The 15,900-nt window shown below is 30.9% G+C and carries 12 protein-coding genes and 1 tRNA gene; 3 read left to right on the plus strand and 10 right to left on the minus strand.

The window, feature by feature from the left end:
• Positions 1–6 precede the first annotated feature (6 nt).
• A complete protein-coding gene (locus tag ACE3PD_RS07755) occupies positions 7–1,272 on the plus strand; it encodes a Y-family DNA polymerase (RefSeq protein WP_374401179.1) in 1,266 nt (421 codons plus the stop codon).
• Complete coding sequence (locus tag ACE3PD_RS07760; RefSeq protein ID WP_374401181.1) at positions 1,263–1,700, plus strand: LexA family protein; 438 nt, start codon at positions 1,263–1,265, stop codon at positions 1,698–1,700. The genes ACE3PD_RS07755 and ACE3PD_RS07760 overlap by 10 nt, the downstream gene beginning before the upstream one ends.
• Before the next feature lie 53 nt (positions 1,701–1,753).
• Here ACE3PD_RS07760 and ACE3PD_RS07765 read toward each other — a convergent pair whose 3' ends face one another.
• From ACE3PD_RS07765 to ACE3PD_RS07795, 7 genes are all read right to left on the minus strand, one after another.
• Entirely contained in the window at positions 1,754–3,811 is a 2,058-nt protein-coding gene (locus tag ACE3PD_RS07765) for a peptidylprolyl isomerase (RefSeq protein WP_374401183.1), read from the minus strand.
• A 99-nt stretch (positions 3,812–3,910) separates the two neighbouring features.
• On the minus strand, positions 3,911–5,176 hold the full coding sequence (locus tag ACE3PD_RS07770) for a hemolysin family protein (protein ID WP_374401185.1): 1,266 nt from the start codon (positions 5,174–5,176) through the stop codon (positions 3,911–3,913).
• Between the two features lie 7 nt (positions 5,177–5,183).
• Entirely contained in the window at positions 5,184–5,363 is a 180-nt protein-coding gene (locus ACE3PD_RS07775; protein ID WP_374401187.1) for a hypothetical protein, read from the minus strand.
• A gap of 47 nt (positions 5,364–5,410) precedes the next feature.
• Positions 5,411–5,938: an LPS export ABC transporter periplasmic protein LptC gene (lptC, locus tag ACE3PD_RS07780; protein ID WP_374401189.1), complete on the minus strand. Its 528-nt coding sequence runs from the start codon at positions 5,936–5,938 to the stop codon at positions 5,411–5,413.
• Between the two features lie 32 nt (positions 5,939–5,970).
• Complete coding sequence (locus ACE3PD_RS07785; RefSeq protein WP_374401191.1) at positions 5,971–7,338, minus strand: tetratricopeptide repeat protein; 1,368 nt, start codon at positions 7,336–7,338, stop codon at positions 5,971–5,973.
• 20 nt (positions 7,339–7,358) lie between these two features.
• On the minus strand, positions 7,359–8,624 hold the full coding sequence (locus ACE3PD_RS07790; protein ID WP_374401193.1) for a hypothetical protein: 1,266 nt from the start codon (positions 8,622–8,624) through the stop codon (positions 7,359–7,361).
• The gene (locus ACE3PD_RS07795; RefSeq protein ID WP_374401195.1) at positions 8,611–9,345 is read right to left on the minus strand and encodes a type III pantothenate kinase; all 735 of its coding nucleotides are present in this window, start codon (positions 9,343–9,345) and stop codon (positions 8,611–8,613) included. The genes ACE3PD_RS07790 and ACE3PD_RS07795 overlap by 14 nt, the downstream gene beginning before the upstream one ends.
• 122 nt (positions 9,346–9,467) lie before the next feature.
• On the opposite strand from ACE3PD_RS07795, the gene ACE3PD_RS07800 reads away from it, so the two are divergent.
• Positions 9,468–9,540 (plus strand) — tRNA-Phe (locus ACE3PD_RS07800).
• Positions 9,541–9,594: 54 nt separating this feature from the next.
• Here the strand turns inward: ACE3PD_RS07800 and ACE3PD_RS07805 are convergent.
• The 3 genes from ACE3PD_RS07805 to ACE3PD_RS07815 are packed head-to-tail and all read right to left on the minus strand — an operon-like array spanning position 9,595 to position 15,602.
• Positions 9,595–10,509, minus strand: coding sequence for a GYDIA family GHMP kinase (locus ACE3PD_RS07805; protein ID WP_374401197.1), 915 nt, complete (start codon positions 10,507–10,509; stop codon positions 9,595–9,597).
• Positions 10,509–11,825 carry a hydroxymethylglutaryl-CoA reductase, degradative gene (locus tag ACE3PD_RS07810; RefSeq protein WP_374401199.1) on the minus strand — a complete coding sequence of 439 codons (1,317 nt, stop codon included), beginning with the start codon at positions 11,823–11,825 and terminating at the stop codon, positions 10,509–10,511. Before ACE3PD_RS07810 ends, ACE3PD_RS07805 begins: the two co-directional genes overlap by 1 nt.
• 45 nt (positions 11,826–11,870) lie before the next feature.
• Complete coding sequence (locus ACE3PD_RS07815; protein ID WP_374401201.1) at positions 11,871–15,602, minus strand: PAS domain S-box protein; 3,732 nt, start codon at positions 15,600–15,602, stop codon at positions 11,871–11,873.
• Positions 15,603–15,900: the final 298 nt, after the last annotated feature.

Below are 15,900 nucleotides of genomic sequence, written 5' to 3' on the forward strand. Positions count from 1 at the left end.
TACAAGATGTATGCTTTAGTCGATTGTAATAACTTTTACGTTTCGTGTGAACGTGTTTTTCAGCCTCAATTAAATGGCAAACCTGTTGTGGTATTGTCTAATAATGATGGTTGTATCATTTCGCGTAGTAACGAAGCTAAAGCATTGGGAATTCCAATGGGCGCACCTGAATTTCAAGTTCGCGATTTGATAAAGCAACATGATATTCACGTTTTTTCTTCCAATTATGCTTTGTATGGCGATTTGAGCCATAGAGTGATGAAGATCTTGGAAAATTATACGCCAAATGTTGAGGTGTATAGCATCGACGAGGCTTTTCTAAACTTTTCAGGAATGACAATTCCTGATTTCAATGTTTATGGTGCAGAAATCCAACACAGAATTTTGAAATGGTTAAGTATTCCAATCGGAATCGGTTTTGCACCTACAAAAGCACTTTCAAAAGTAGCTAATAAAATAGCTAAAAAGTTTCCAGAACGCACAAATGGAATCTATGTTATCGATACCGAAGAAAAACGGATTAAAGCTTTAAAATGGACTAAAATTGAAGATGTTTGGGGTATTGGTTTCCGTCTTACCAAAAAAATGCAAGCTAAAAATATCAAAACAGCTTACGATTTTACACTTCCGCATAATGAATCCTTTATTCGAAAAGAAATGGGCATTGTAGGAATGCGTTTGAAGTATGAATTAGAAGGGAAATCAGTTTTAGAAATGGAAGAACCTAAGGCAAAGAAAAATATCGCTGTAACGAGAAGTTTTGAGAAAGATATTACTGATTTTAATGAACTTAAAGAGCGAGTAGTAACTTTTGCCAGTGTTTGTTCTGAGAAATTACGTAAGCAAAATTCCTGTTGTAATGCGGTTACTTTGTATTTGCGAAAAGATCCATTTAACGCTAATGGTGAAAAGTATAGTTTTTATCGCATGCAAACTTTATCTTTCCCTTCCAATACTTCTTTTTCAATTAGTAAAATTGCGATTTCCATGCTTAAAGAGTTGTATCAAGAAGGAACAGCCTACAAAAAAGCAGGTGTTATAGTTTCAGAGATTGTACCTTCTTCGCAACGCCAATTTAAGCTTTTTGATGAGGAGAATCCCAAATACCAAAAACTTATGGAAGTTATGGATGCAGTTCAGGCGAAAACAGGCGAGCGTAAACTTAGATTAGCGTCACAAGATTTAAAACGAACTTGGAAAATGAAACAGAATCATTTATCCAATCGATATACTACGAATTTTAACGAATTACTAGAAGTAAAATGCAAGTAAATTCCAAAATAACTTTCTTCGTTCCTGATTTTGAAAATCCGATTGAAACTTCATTTATTTCAAGTGAAATTAAAGCGGGATTTCCTTCGCCAGCAGCTGATTTTGAAGAATCAAAAGTAAGTTTAGATCATTTATTAATTAAAAATAAAGAAGCAACCTTTTATGCCAAAGCAAGTGGAAACTCCATGATAGGAGCAGGCATTGATGATGGCGATATTTTAGTAATTGACAGAAGTCTTGAGCCAAGAAATAATGCTGTAGCGGTTTGTTTTATAGATGGTGAGTTTACAGTAAAACGAATCAAGAAAACAGATGAAGCTCTTTTTTTAATGCCCGAAAATCCAAGTTATGCTCCCATTCAAATTGAACCACATAACGAATTTATAATTTGGGGTATTGTAACCTATGTTATAAAACAAATTAAATAAAAAAAGGCTATCACGATTTTCGGATAGCCTTTTTTTATTATATGAAATTCTTCTTAGAAGTTAGCTCTGTTATCTTTTATATCTGCTTTATCTTTTAAAGCTGTGTATGCTTTAGAGATAGCGTATGATTGATTTTGAGTTCTATCTTGAGTAATGTAAGTTGTGTAACTTGGTACTTCAGGTGCTTTAGTTACTGCTTTAGCTCTTACCATAAACATACCTGAATTTCCTTCAATAATTTCAGAAGTTTTACCTGCAGTTAATCCAAATGCTTTACCAACAACTTTAGGTTCATTACCGATATTAAGAATAACAGGCATTTTTAATGAAACTCCCATAGCAGGTTGAACAGAAGCTCCAGAAGCTTTTGCAACTGCTTCTAAAGAAGCGCCACTCATTTTTTTCTTGATAATTTCAGCTTTTTTCTGGTTTCTGATAATTGGTTCAACTTGTTGTTTTGCTACGTCAATTGGTAATAATCCACTTTCGTTTCTATCTTTTAATTTTGCAATAACAAAACCTTGAGGAACTTCAAAACGTCTAACATCACCAATTTCTGTATCTTTATTGAATGACCATCTGATGATTTCTCTTTGAGAACCCACTCCTTGAACGTACTCGTCGAATCCTTTTAAGTTAGTAGCTGGTATTAATTCTAATCCTGCTTTTTTAGCTAAAGCTGCAAAATCTGAATTTTCATTAGCATCAGCTTCTAATTGACTCGCTTTTGTATAGATAGCATCAATAGTTGCCTCAGATGGTTGAATTTTTTGAGCTACAGTTCCCATTAAAACAGCATCATATTTATCAGTAACTTTGATTACGTGGAAACCAAAATCAGTTTCAACAACACCGATAGAGCCTACAGGATTATTGAATACGAAGTCATTAAATTTAGGTACCATTTGTCCTGGAGTGATATTGTCATACTCACCACCGTTATTTTTAGATCCTGGATCGTCTGAGTTTGTCATTGCTAACATAGCAAAGTTTCCTGGATTTGCTTTTGCTTGAGCTAATAAATCATTTGCTAAAGCTTGAGCTTCTTCTTTAGTTCTAGTAGCAGTAGATTGAGGAGCTCCTTTGTAAGCTAATAAAATGTGACTAGCTTTTGCACTTGCATTTCCTTTTTTAGCAATCATTCTAGAAATACATTGGTGTCCGTTGAAAACGTATGGTCCATAAACACCTCCAACAGGTAAATTGAATAATGCTTCTTGGTAATCAAGAGGTAAATCTTTTTTCGCTAAATAAGTAGAATCAAATTTAATATCTGAATTGGCATTTACAAATTCTCCAACATTTGCAACTGAGTCAAATTTTACTTTAACATCACCAATTGAAGATAACATTGCTTGTTCGTCTTCTTTTGATGGTTTGTTTTCTACTAAAACGAAATCAATACTTGTTGTATTTTCAGATTTGTATTTCTTAGGAGATTTTTTCATAAAGTCGATAATCTCAGCATCAGAAACTTTTACTTGATCATCATTTACTGTTGAAAAAGCAACAGTTACATATTCGAAATCTACTTTGTCGTTTTCTAATTTGTATTGGAATTTACCTTCTGCTTTAGTAGTGTAAACACCAGACTTTATCATAGTGTTATACATTTGCTCTACAGCATATCTTTCAACATTTTTTTCAAACGTTTTCCACTCTGTCCATTGTGTTTGGTCTGGAGCATTTTTGATTCCTTTCAAAAATTCTTTGAATTTATTTTCGTCAAATTGACCAGCAGCATTCAAAAATTGAGGGTTTTGAGCTAAGTTAGGATTTTGTTTGATAACGTTAATTAATTGTTCGCTACCAATTTTTAAACCTAATTTATCGAATTCTTCTGTAAGGATAATTCTTCTAACTTCTTGTTCCCAAGCGCTATTCATTGCTTGAGTAGTGCTAGTACCTTGACCTTGTTTTTCAATGTTTGAAACATTTTGCATAAATTCTTGTGCTTCAATGTCTGTTCCATTAACTGAGCCTACATTATTAGCTCCTGTGCTAAATGTACCACTTTGAATTACATCTGCTAATACAAATGAAAACAATGCTAAAGCAATGATAATAATTAGGAAGAATGAACGTTGTCTAATTTTAGATAAAACTGCCATTTTTATTTGTGTTTAATTTTTTTCAGAGGGCGAAAATACAATTATCTATTTAATAATAAAATAGTAAAGTCATATTTTACTTCAAATTTTTAAAGATTTTTATCTTTTTTCTTCTTTTACTGAAAAACGAACCAATTCGATTTTTTTATTACTTGCCGAATGGATGATAATTTCAAAATTCTCGATGATTATTTTTTCTTCATTTGTCGGAATTTCCTTTGTGTAATTTACAATGTAACCGCCTAAAGTTGTGTACGAATCCGATTCTGGAATTTGTAAGTTGTACTTTTCATTTAAGAATTCAACTTCTAGTCGGGCAGAGAACAAATATGTGTTTTCTTCTATGATTTCGTCTATTAATTCTTCGTCTAAATCATGTTCATCTTCAATTTCTCCAAAAAGTTGCTCGATAATATCTTCCACGGTTATGATTCCAGATGTTCCGCCGTATTCATCTAAAACTACTGCAATACTTTTTCTTTTTTTAGTTAGTAAATCTAAAGCATCTTTGATGTAAATTGTTTCTGGAATATATTCCACAGGAATCATTATACTTTTGATGGTTTTGGGTTTTTTGAACAATTCGAATGAATGCACATATCCTAAAATATCATCTATAGAATTTTGGTAAATCAGTAATTTAGAATAGCCTGTTGTTATAAATAAATCTTTTAGTTCTGAAATAGTATCTAATATGTCAACACCGCTAATCTCGGTTCTCGGCGTCATAATATCTCTCGCTTTCAAATCGGAAAACTCAAGTGCATTTTGGAATATTTGAATTTCGGAATCGATTTCATTGTCTTGCGAAACATTGTTCATTTGTTCGGTAATATAGTTTCCTAATTCTACTTTACTGAAATATTCTTTTACTTGATCGCCCGGAGTTTTAAAGAATTTTCTCAAAATAATATCTGAAATCCAAATGATAAATTTTGTTGGCCAAAAAAATAATTGATAAAAGAAATAACTTGGAACGGCAAAAAACTTAATAAAGGAATTTGCATAAATTTGAAAGAAAACTTTTGGAAGAAATTCTGCTGTTAATAAGATGATTGCCGTTGAAATTAATGTTTGAAGCAACAATCCAATAAATGCTGTAAATTCAAAAAAGCCTTCTAGCCAATTGATGATTAAATCTCCAGAATAAATACCATAAACTACTAATACAACATTGTTTCCAACGAGCATTGAAGTTATAAACTGTGAGGGTTTTTCTGTAAGTTTATTAAGGATAGAGGCATTAAAGTTTTGTTGTCTTTTCTCTATAGATAAATATACTTTGTTTGAAGAAACATAAGCGATTTCCATTCCAGAAAAGAAAGCCGAAAGTAGTAAGCAAATTACAATAATGGCTATCTCCATTTAGAGTTTATTTTTTTTGGTATTTGTTGTGAAAATGTCTTCTGAAGAAAAACATCCCTATAGAAACAGCAGCAATAATAATGCTTAAAAGGTAATCTTCATTTTTGTTGAATTTATCAAAAGCATCGTATAGAGAGAAAACTGCAAAAATTAAATAGATATATTGAATGAATTTTAAATAAGTCATGATTTAATAAATTTATCAAATGTAATAAAAAGCAAATTGCAAAACAATTATTTGTCAGTAGTGTTTACTTCGCCGCTACTTTGTTGCATGTTAAAAACTTTAAAGTCTTTGCTGAAATCTACACCTGGACCTTCTAAATAGCCTCCCGCTTCATCGGTATATTTGAAATGTTTTTCAGTAAAGAACCATTCGTTTTTTTGATCAAAATACAATTGAGAAGTTTCTAGTTTTTTACCGTTTTGAGAGCTAATTATTACATTGCCTTGAAGATCAATGATGTCTGTTTTTTTGTAAGAAATGGCATAGTTTGAAACAACGGTAGTAGTATTTCCATTGTTGTCAATTAATGTAACATGGATGCCTTTTGGGAACTCAGTAAAAGGATTTGTAATGTTACTGTAATCTAACATTTTTGGACTTTTTAAAATCGACTTGATTTTGCCAGAATCAGTATATTTCAGGTTAATTGTGTCGGCTTCTCCAGTAGGTATAAAACTTGTTTCGCTAAGTTGTTGTACTTTTTTGATGTCGCTTTCACACGAAAAAAACATAGTCACGATAAATATCGTGACCATGTTTAAAATATTATTTTTAATGAATAGTTTCACTATTTACCAATGTTTGGTACAACTACGCTTTCACCAATCCAACAGTTAAAAGCAATTCTTTGTCCTTGCTTTCCTTCTGAAAAAATTTCAGATGTAGAAGGTGCTGCTGCTCTATAACTTGCGGCAGTTTTGCTTGCCAATCCTTTGATTGATGAGTCAACAGCGCCAGCTTTATCACAATATTGAGCAGCTAGCCAATATACAGCTCTTTTTTCAAATTGAGTTGCTCCACATTCGTTGATGCTACCTCCATAAAGTTGTGCAATCAATAAATAGGCTTTACCAAATGATGGTTTTACAGACAAAGCTTTTCTCGCATAAGTACGAGCTTGTACCTTGTTTGATTTGCTATACATTGTTGCAATTCTGTAATACACATTTGCTTTTTTAGTGTTATCTGTGAATAAGTTAGCAGCTTGATTAAAATAATCTAAAGCTTTAGTAGTGTTTTTTCTTTGAATTTCCACTACACCTAACTGATACGCAGCGTCAGCACTTGGATTTAATTTATATAGCGCTTCAGATATTTTTGAGAATATTGGGTCAGAATCACATCCTTTTACATCTAAACGATTTGCGGCTCTTTTTAACCACTCTTCATTCGTTTTGTTTAACTCAAATCCTTTTTGGTAAAATGGAATAAGTTTTTCACAAGTAGATAATTCTAGTACAATATTGTCCATGTCATTTCTAACATTTCCAAAAATTTCTAAACTGTTTTCAATTCTGGCTTTTCTGGCTTTTTCTTTGTCAGTTAATGCTTGCCCTGCTTCTTCTTTTGTTAAAAAAGTATCATTTTCTTCAGATAATTCTTTTTCTTCTTCATCAAGTTTTTTAGAAATATCGTCATATTTATCAAATACTTGTTGTAATTCTACGCCTTTATTAGCTTTGTGGTTGTTTACTAAAATTTCGAAATAAACATACATCGCTTTTGCATACTTAAAGTTTGCATAGTCAGTTTTGAATGCAACATCTAGTAATTGAAATACTTCATCAGTTGTTCCAACTTTGTTTTCAAACAACACTAAACCTTTTTTCATTTTATTTCCAGCGCCATTTCCAGGAAAATATTGATCGTGCTCATCATATAATTTTAATAAATCACGAACGTATTTTTCTTTATCTTGTGGTGTTGTTGCTTTTTCAATTTTCATTTTGATAGCTAATTCACCATAAGAGTAAATGCTTTTATGGAAAGACGGACAATCTTTTCTTAAAGTTGTTAAATAATCATAACTTGCTACATCTTTCGCTTTTACTGAAGTAGTCATTAAGCTTAAAGTTTCAGTACAAGCTTCTGTGTTTTGTGCTTGAACAAAAAAACTAGCTGCTGCTATAAATAGTAAAGTTAATTTCGTTTTCATTTTTTGGGTACTATAAATAATTAATCAATTTTTCTTTTCTTAAACCAAATATCGTTTAATGATAAACCAATACTAAGGTTGAAATATTTTTCTTCTATTAAGTTGTTTGAAGTTGTTCCTTTTTTTCCAAATTCAACTCCTAAGTTTATTCTAGAAAGACCAACTGGTAAACCTAGTCCAAAATTCATGCCATAATCATTAATACTGGTGTTATTTATTACTAATCCAGTGTTTTCATATCTAAATCCTGCTCTATAAACAATTCTGTTTAGATAATTTGAAAAGGAATCGTATTTAGGAACATAATATCCTCCAACAGCAATTCTGGTAGAATTTTCAAATGAAACGGCTGAACCCATATCAAATCTGTTTATTAATTTTTTATTATTAATAAAAGTAATATCGGTTCCAATTAACCATTTTTTTGCTTCTCCAATTCCAGCTCCAAAACTAAATTTTGAAGGATTTATCATGTTTATTTTTGTTGTTACAACATCGCTTACATCAAAAGAGGCTTCTGACCCACTATTTGAATAAGTGACAGTTGCAATGACTCTGTCGTTTGTGTTTTTAAATTTTGTTTCGGGACTAAATGTAAAACTCGTTAATAAATTTAATTTTGAGCTTATTTTTTTTGAATATTGAATACCTGTATTTATTGAATATCCATTTGTTTTTGAAGTGTTTCTTTCTTTAGTGCCGTATTGTAAGATTATTGGAGAATATAAACTCTCGGTAAAATCGTTTTCTGTTGTTCCAAAGTGATATCCAAAATCAATACCAACACTAAGATTTTTATTAAATGAATAAGCAAGTCCAGTAAAAAATTTATTGACATTACCACTTCCAATTTTAGATTTAAACCTTTCACTTCCATCTAATTCTGTAAAATTACTCTTTGTTTTATATCCAACAGACGAATAAGGCATAAGGCCAAATGTTACCCCTAGTTTTTTTAAAGGGATGCTTACTAGCAAATAATCAAGACTTGTTCTTTTTGATTTGTCGGATTCAGAGTTGTTCTGAATATTTGTGAAAGATGTTGTTCCTCCAACAGCAAATGAGATTAATTTTATTTTAGAATACGAGGCTGGGTTTAGTAAGTTTATATTGATACTATCTCCTGCAATTCCAAGACCGCCAAGAGCTTTTACATCTGTAGTTCCTTTATATTTTATCTCGCCTAATCCATAAGATGAATAGGGTGAAGATGTTTGCTCTTGTCCTGACGACGTTAAAGAGAAAAAAATACTTAATACAACAATTATTCTTTTAATCATTTTCATTTAAATAAATTGATAAGATATTCAAACTCTCTAGTAAGAAATTTGAATTGGCAAATATGGTGCTTTTTAATCTTTTAGCCAAAAATTCTGCGTCTCCTCCTGTTAAAATTATTGTTAAATCTTGATTTTTAAGAGAATATTGTGAAATAAACCCTTCAATTTCAAAGAGAACTCCGTTAATTACTCCGTTGTGAATAGCACTTTTTGTACTATTTCCAATGACATCAAAATTTTCACTTAAAGATAATAACGGCAATTTTGAAGTGTAATTGTTTAAACTCTTGTATCTAATTTTTATGCCAGGTGAAATAGCGCCTCCTAAATATTGATTTTCAGAATTCACGAAATCATAGGTAATGCAAGTTCCAGCATCAATAATTAATTTGTTTTGATTTGGGTAAATTAAAGTAGCGCCAGCGGCTAAAACCATTCGATCTATTCCTAAAGTTTCTGGTGTTGTATATAAATTTGTGAAAGGAAACTTTGATTTGTGTGTGATTATTTCTGTTTGAAACTGACTTTTGATATAATTCACCACGTCTTCATCTAGTTTTCCAACCGAAGAAAGAATGATTTTTTGAAGATTGGAATATTTTTTAAAAATATTTTTAAAATTTTTTAGTGCCTCTTTTGTTTCAAAAATAAAAAAGTCAACTTGCTTATTGTGTTCAAAGACAGCAACTTTAATTCTTGAATTTCCAACATCGATTGTTAAAAGCATGGTTTTGTTTTATGAAGTGCAAATATACAAATTGATTTTTTTTATTAATTGTTTTGGAAAATATAAAAATCGTTCTATATTTGCACCCGCAATCAACAAGCAGTAATGCTCTAAATTGTAAAGGTACCTTAGCTCAGATGGTAGAGCAATGGACTGAAAATCCATGTGTCCCTGGTTCGATCCCTGGAGGTACCACAAAAACCACTCATATGAGTGGTTTTTTTGTTTTATATCGGTTTGAAAGCAGTATTATAAAATCATTTCTTCATAAGAAAGTACAACTGAATATCCTTTTTCTTTAAAATAAGCTGTAGGATTGTCTTTAGATATTGCCATTACAAAATCACCGCCCCAAGCCCCCAAACTTTTAATTACACCTTTAAAATCTGGAAAAAGTTTTTCTTGAATGGTTTCAATTTCTAAAACATCACTCATGATAATTTCATGCTTCTCCATTTGTTTAGCAAATTCTTTTCCTTCTTTGCAATCTATGGTGTCGTAAGTTATGGTGTTGATTTTTGAAATTACAGTATTTACATGATGGTGTTTCGACATATAATTCGCAATTGCCAATTTGCTGCTTTGCTTCTGATTCAAATACACAAAATGAATGTTTTCTTTGAATGATGGATTAAAATGAATCGCTTTGAAATGTGGTTTTTCGCTTTCTAAATAATACACTATTGGCGAATTTGATTTCGCACAAGCAATGTCATAACCGCTACCTCCAAAACTTTTTTGCAACAGTTCAAATGCATCAATATTTAGCCAATCTGCTATGCTGTTAATAAGAGTAGAAGATGTTCCTAAACCCCAAAGTCTTGGAAAAGTCAGGTGGGTTTCAATTTCGTAACCTTCTTTTTCTAAAAACGATGGATTTTGAATAAAAGCTTGGTGTAAAATTTCAATCAAAGTGTTTTTTACGGCGGAATTGCTGTCAGAAACAATTTTGTGCTTTATTTCTTCGAACGAAATCATAGCTTCAAACCAAACACTTTCATCCGAATCAAAACTCGTCCATTTGATTTGGTGATTGATACCTGGTTTTACCACTAAACTTTGCCCGAATTTTGTGGGTAAAGCCAATGCTTTTGCGCCATCTAAAACAACGTATTCACCTGTGATGAGTAATTTTCCGTTACTATAAAACGTTTGGGTTTCCATTAACTTCTAATTTTTTCCAAATAATCTACTACTAAACTATGCGAAACCGTTGTGTCTTTGAAATACTCTAAAACTTTTTGTTTCTCTTCTTTGGTAGCTTGATGTTGGTTTAAGATATTCATCAAATGCATTTTCATATGACCTTGTTGAATTCCTGTGGTCGTTAACGAACGAAGTGCTGCAAAATTTTGTGCTAATCCAGCCGCCGCTACAATTTGCATTAATTCTTCTGCCGATGGTTTTCCTAATAATTCCATTGAGAATTTCACTAAAGGATGTAACGAAGTTAAACCACCAACTGTTCCCAATGCTAAAGGAATTTCCATCCAAAAAGTAAAAATATCGTTTTCAATTTTTACATGCGATAAACTCGAATATTGTCCCGATTTACTTGCGTAGGCATGAATTCCAGCTTCTACTGCTCTGAAGTCGTTTCCTGTTGCTAACACTACGGCGTCAATTCCGTTCATGATGCCTTTGTTGTGCGTTACTGCTCTAAAGGGTTCTACTTCTGCAATTCGTACAGCGGTTGCAAATTTTTGAGCAAATTCAGCTGAATCTATGTTTTTATCATCTGAAAGTTGGTCTATTGGACAAGAAACTTCAACTCGTACGACACAATTTGGTACAAAATTGCTCAGAATACTCATTACAATTTGAATGTTTTTTTCTTCCGAAGTAAAATCGGAATATTCTTGCGCTTGATTTTCTAATGTTTTAGCAAATTGCTCTAAACACGTATTAATGAAATTCGCACCCATACTATCTTTGGTATTAAAAGTAGCATGTAATTGGTAATAATTTGGAATTTCATTGGTTTTATCTCTAAGTTTAATATCTAAAATTCCGCCACCACGCTTTTGCATGTTTTTGGTGATTTCTTGTGTGTCCTCGAAGAATGTTGGTTTTATTTTATTGAAAAAAGCAGTTAGTTTTTCTGAATTTCCATTGAAAAGAAAGTGAACTTGACCAATTTTTTCGGTATTGATAATGGTAGCTTTAAAGCCACCGCGTTCACCCCAAAATTTCGCTGCTTTTGAAGCTGCTGCAACCACGGAACTTTCTTCAATTGCCATAGGAATTGTGTAACTTTTTCCGTTGATGGTAAAGTTTGGCGCTACTCCGTAAGGAAGATAAAAGTTGGTTAAGGTATTTTCAATGAATTCGTCGTGAAGTCTTTGTAAATTTTCGTCGGAATTCCAATATTTAGTGATGCTTTCTTTTGCTTCTTCAGGATTAACAAAGTACGTATTGGTAATCCAATTTATTTTTTCTTCTTTAGATAATTTTGAAAAGCCTTTAACATTTTGATTCATAGCGGTGAATTTTTTTTCAAATAGTAGGCAAAGATACTAATTGGATTAATTAGGAAGACTATTTATCCATTTAATTAAAGTGGTTTCAAATAAAATTTTATCAATTGGTTTAATGATAAAATCATTCATCCCAATTTCTAAACATTTTTCTTTTTCGCCTGTAATGATTCCTGCTGTAATGGCAATAATTATTGTATTTGGATTTGTTTTTCTAATTTCAGTTGTTGCTTCATAACCATTCATTATTGGCATTTGAATATCCATGAAAATGATGTCAGGATTGTTTTCTACTGCTAAATCAACGGCTTCTTGACCATTTCTTGCTTCGTAAATGATGCAATTTGGTACTTTGTTTTGGATTAATGTCTTGGTTAACAACATGTTTATTTTGTTGTCGTCAACTATTAAAATACTAGGTGAATGCAACGAAATATCTTCCTTAGCGTTTTTTGTTGGTTGTTTGGTTTCGGAGTAATTTTGATTAAGAAAGTTTTGTAAAGCTTCGTGTTTTAAAGGTTTTATAATACTCTGAACGTTTTTGTTGTTTCCAGTTTCATTAAATTTAGAATTGGAATTTTGCATCACAATTACCGAAAGATTTGGTAAATTATTTAATTCGTTTATGATTTTAATTGTAAGTGTTTCAGACAAATATTCTAAATCCAAAAGCAATAAGTCGTATTTGTTTTCTGTGGCATATGCAGCAATATTTTCGATACTATTTTGATAAATGTCGGCATCAATAGTTATGTTTTCCAACATATTTTGGATTATTGATGCTACCAATTGATTTTCCTCAATTATTAAAGCTTTTTTTAAATTTTGATTATTTGTATTTAAATGGTTGTTACAAAATTCTGATTTTAATTCTAATTCAAAACTAAAAGTTGAACCAACATTAGGTTCGCTATCAATTTCTAATTTACTATTCATTAATTTAAGAAGGCTGTTGGTTATGGTTAATCCAAGTCCAGTTCCTCCATAATTTCGTGTTGTAGAATTGTCTTCTTGTGTAAAAGCTTCCAAGATTTTTTTCTTGTTTCCTTTTTTAATTCCAATACCGGTATCTTTAACACTAAATTTAATTTTAGACGAGTTATCATTTATGTTGGTCGACGAAACTTCTAGCTCAATTTGCCCTTTTTGAGTAAACTTGACTGCGTTATTAAGAAGATTTTGTAAAATTTGTTTTAATCGCATTTCATCTACCCAAATAGCACAATGTACATTTTTATGAATGTTTACAATGAGTTCAAGGTTTTTTTGATGTGCCATTAATTTCATCATATCAATGCATTGATTTATGATGGAATGTAAACTTGTTTTTTCGTTATTGATAATTAATTTTCCAGCTTCAATTTTTGAAATGTCTAAAATGTCATTAACGACATCTAGTAAAGTAGATGCCGATTGATTAACGGTTTCTAAATGTTGTTTTTGAATTTCTGTTAAATCGGAGTTTAAAAGCAAATTACTAAAGCCAATAATTCCATTTAATGGTGTTCTGATTTCATGACTCATATTAGCCAAGAATTCTGATTTAGCTTTATTGGAAGATTCGGCTAATTCTTTTGCAATAACGGCTTCTTCGGCAACTTTTCTTTCTGTAATATCAATTAAAACGCCTTCAATGTATGCAACTTCGTTATTAATGATAATGCCTTCACCATATTCTTCAATCCAAACGTAATTGCCATCTTTTCGTCTAATTCTACAGGTAACTTTGTAAGGTTTTCTGTTGTGTAAAGCTTCTTCTATTCTGAATCTTAACTCTTCTTTTTCTTCGGGATGATAAAGGTCGAGTAATGTAACTTTATTACTCATAAAATCATCGCGATGGTATCCTGTTAATTTTTCAATTTCATCGTTTAGATAAACTTTTGTTCGAGCAGTGTCATATTTAACTAAGAAAACAGAAGCAGGAATGTTATTTGCTAACAGTCTAAATTTTTCTTCGCTTTCTGCAATTGCCTTTTCATTGTTGATTCTAATAATTGTTGAAGCAATATTGTTTGCTAATGTAAGTAAAATGCTGATTTTTTCGTCATTCCAAATGCGTTCAGTTTTACAGTCGTCAAAGCCAATAAAGCCTAAAAAAGTATCTTTGTAAAAAAGAGGAATTATTAAGATAGAAACAATATTTTGGTCAATTAAGATATCTTTGAAATTGCTTTCTGGAACATTCTTGGTTAAATTTATGTAAGGTTTCTTATTTAATATAATTTGTATAAAATCTGCAAATTCTTCGTGAGGTATATTTTGAAAAATAGGATTGTCTATCTCTGCTAAATCCGTTTCAGAAACCCATTCGAAACGTTGACTTATTAAATTTGTTTTGATATCATTTTCAAAATAATACAGGCGATCTACTTTTAAAACCTTTCCTATTTGCTCTATTGACGAATCGAATATTTTAGATTTATCTTTGTGAATTAACAAATTGCTGGTTACGTTTGCAATTGCGGTTAAAATTTCATTTTTGTAAATGATTTGGTTTTCAGCATTTTTTCTTTTGGTGGTTTCAATTGCAAGCGCTATTATTTCGGCAACAGTTTTTGAGAAATTAATATCTTCATTTGTCCAATATCTGAGTTCGTGAGTAGCTTCTAAACACAAAATATTGTTTAGTTCACCACCTATGTATATGGGGATATCTAGTAATGATTTAATGTCATACTTTGGAAAATATTCTGCGGTAAATTCTTCCAGGGATTCATCTTTAAACACATTTGAAGCAATAATTATTGGTTGCGATTCAATATTTGAAATGTAGTTGCTAATATTTTTCTTAGGAATTGACAAATCTGCATAATGTTTGTCTTTGCTATGTACATAAATGTTTTTTAAATCAATTTGGTCTTGCTCATAATTCCAAAGCGCCACTCGGTCAATTTTTAATCCGATAGCAGTTTCTTTACAAATATGTTGGATTAAAGCATCTAAATCTTGAAAAGTTGAAAAGTTTAATGTGGATAATTTATTTGAGACATTATTTAATCGACTGATTTCCTCAATTCGCTTGTGTTCTTCAAGTTCTATTAATTTAGCAGCTGTAATATCTCTAATTATACACGAAAATCCAGAGACCATATCATTTTCGTCTCTTTTAATGGTTACTTTTTGAGAAACCCAAATTTCTTCGCCATTCTTTTTAATTATAGGAAATTCTAAAATGTCAAATTCATCGGTTTCAGAAATAGAATCGACATAAAATTTTGACACAGTGCTTTTAAAATCTTCTCTAATGAAATCACTAAAGCGTCTTCCTAAAAGTTCTTCAAGTTTGTAACCTAGTGTTTGAATTGAAAATTTGTTAGCATAAATAATATTTCCATATCTATCGCTTTCATAGATAATGTCTTTAGCATTTTGAATTAAATTGGTATATTTAGTTTCTAAACTAATTTTTGAGGTAACATCTTGTCCTGTTGCTACATAAGTGTTGTTGGTTTGTTTAAAATCGGTCCATTGAATAAACTTATATTCGCCATTTTTGCATTTTAACTTTCTAAAATAAACAGCGTTAGGTTTAAATTTACTTGAATAATCGCTGGCTTCAAACTCGGTGTCTTCGGTTAAAGACCAAAATGCTTTTCCCAAAACTTCTTCAGGAGTGTAACCTAAAATTTTTGTTATAGAATCATTACAATATTGAACATTTCCTAAATTGTCTGCTGCAATAATTATTGAATTGGTGTTGTTTATAATGTCTTGAGTAAAAATGAGCCTTTCATTTGCTTTAATGTTTCTTATTATTTGCCCTAAATGAATAATCATAATAATAAACAAAGCATTTATAAGTGTTACGATATTTAATGTTTCTTCATTTTTTAAAATGGTAAGAAAGAATAACAGAATAAAGTTAATACCAATAAAAATAATATAGGTTGTAAATCGTTTAAAAATTGCAAAAGCAAAAAATAGCAGTAATAAATATTTTGAAAACAAAAGAAAGTTCATGCTTTCTTTAAAAAAACCATAAATTACAGATAAAAGCAGTAAATAAAAGCAAATTCTAAAAATAGTATAACTGTATCTAGCTATTTCTTTCTTTGATGTTATTATGAAAATGAAA

The organism is Flavobacterium sp. (assembly GCF_041911335.1).
Classification (GTDB): Bacteria; Bacteroidota; Bacteroidia; order Flavobacteriales; family Flavobacteriaceae; genus Flavobacterium.

Coding starts and splice junctions, on each gene's coding strand:
- ACE3PD_RS07755 (WP_374401179.1), top strand. CDS start 7: ATGTATGCTTTAGTCGATTGTAATAACTTTTACGTTTCGTGTGAACGT.
- ACE3PD_RS07760 (WP_374401181.1), top strand. CDS start 1,263: ATGCAAGTAAATTCCAAAATAACTTTCTTCGTTCCTGATTTTGAAAAT.
- ACE3PD_RS07765 (WP_374401183.1), bottom strand. CDS start 3,811: ATGGCAGTTTTATCTAAAATTAGACAACGTTCATTCTTCCTAATTATT.
- ACE3PD_RS07770 (WP_374401185.1), bottom strand. CDS start 5,176: ATGGAGATAGCCATTATTGTAATTTGCTTACTACTTTCGGCTTTCTTT.
- ACE3PD_RS07775 (WP_374401187.1), bottom strand. CDS start 5,363: ATGACTTATTTAAAATTCATTCAATATATCTATTTAATTTTTGCAGTT.
- lptC (WP_374401189.1), bottom strand. CDS start 5,938: ATGGTCACGATATTTATCGTGACTATGTTTTTTTCGTGTGAAAGCGAC.
- ACE3PD_RS07785 (WP_374401191.1), bottom strand. CDS start 7,338: ATGAAAACGAAATTAACTTTACTATTTATAGCAGCAGCTAGTTTTTTT.
- ACE3PD_RS07790 (WP_374401193.1), bottom strand. CDS start 8,624: ATGAAAATGATTAAAAGAATAATTGTTGTATTAAGTATTTTTTTCTCT.
- ACE3PD_RS07795 (WP_374401195.1), bottom strand. CDS start 9,345: ATGCTTTTAACAATCGATGTTGGAAATTCAAGAATTAAAGTTGCTGTC.
- ACE3PD_RS07805 (WP_374401197.1), bottom strand. CDS start 10,509: ATGGAAACCCAAACGTTTTATAGTAACGGAAAATTACTCATCACAGGT.
- ACE3PD_RS07810 (WP_374401199.1), bottom strand. CDS start 11,825: ATGAATCAAAATGTTAAAGGCTTTTCAAAATTATCTAAAGAAGAAAAA.
- ACE3PD_RS07815 (WP_374401201.1), bottom strand. CDS start 15,602: ATGATTATTCATTTAGGGCAAATAATAAGAAACATTAAAGCAAATGAA.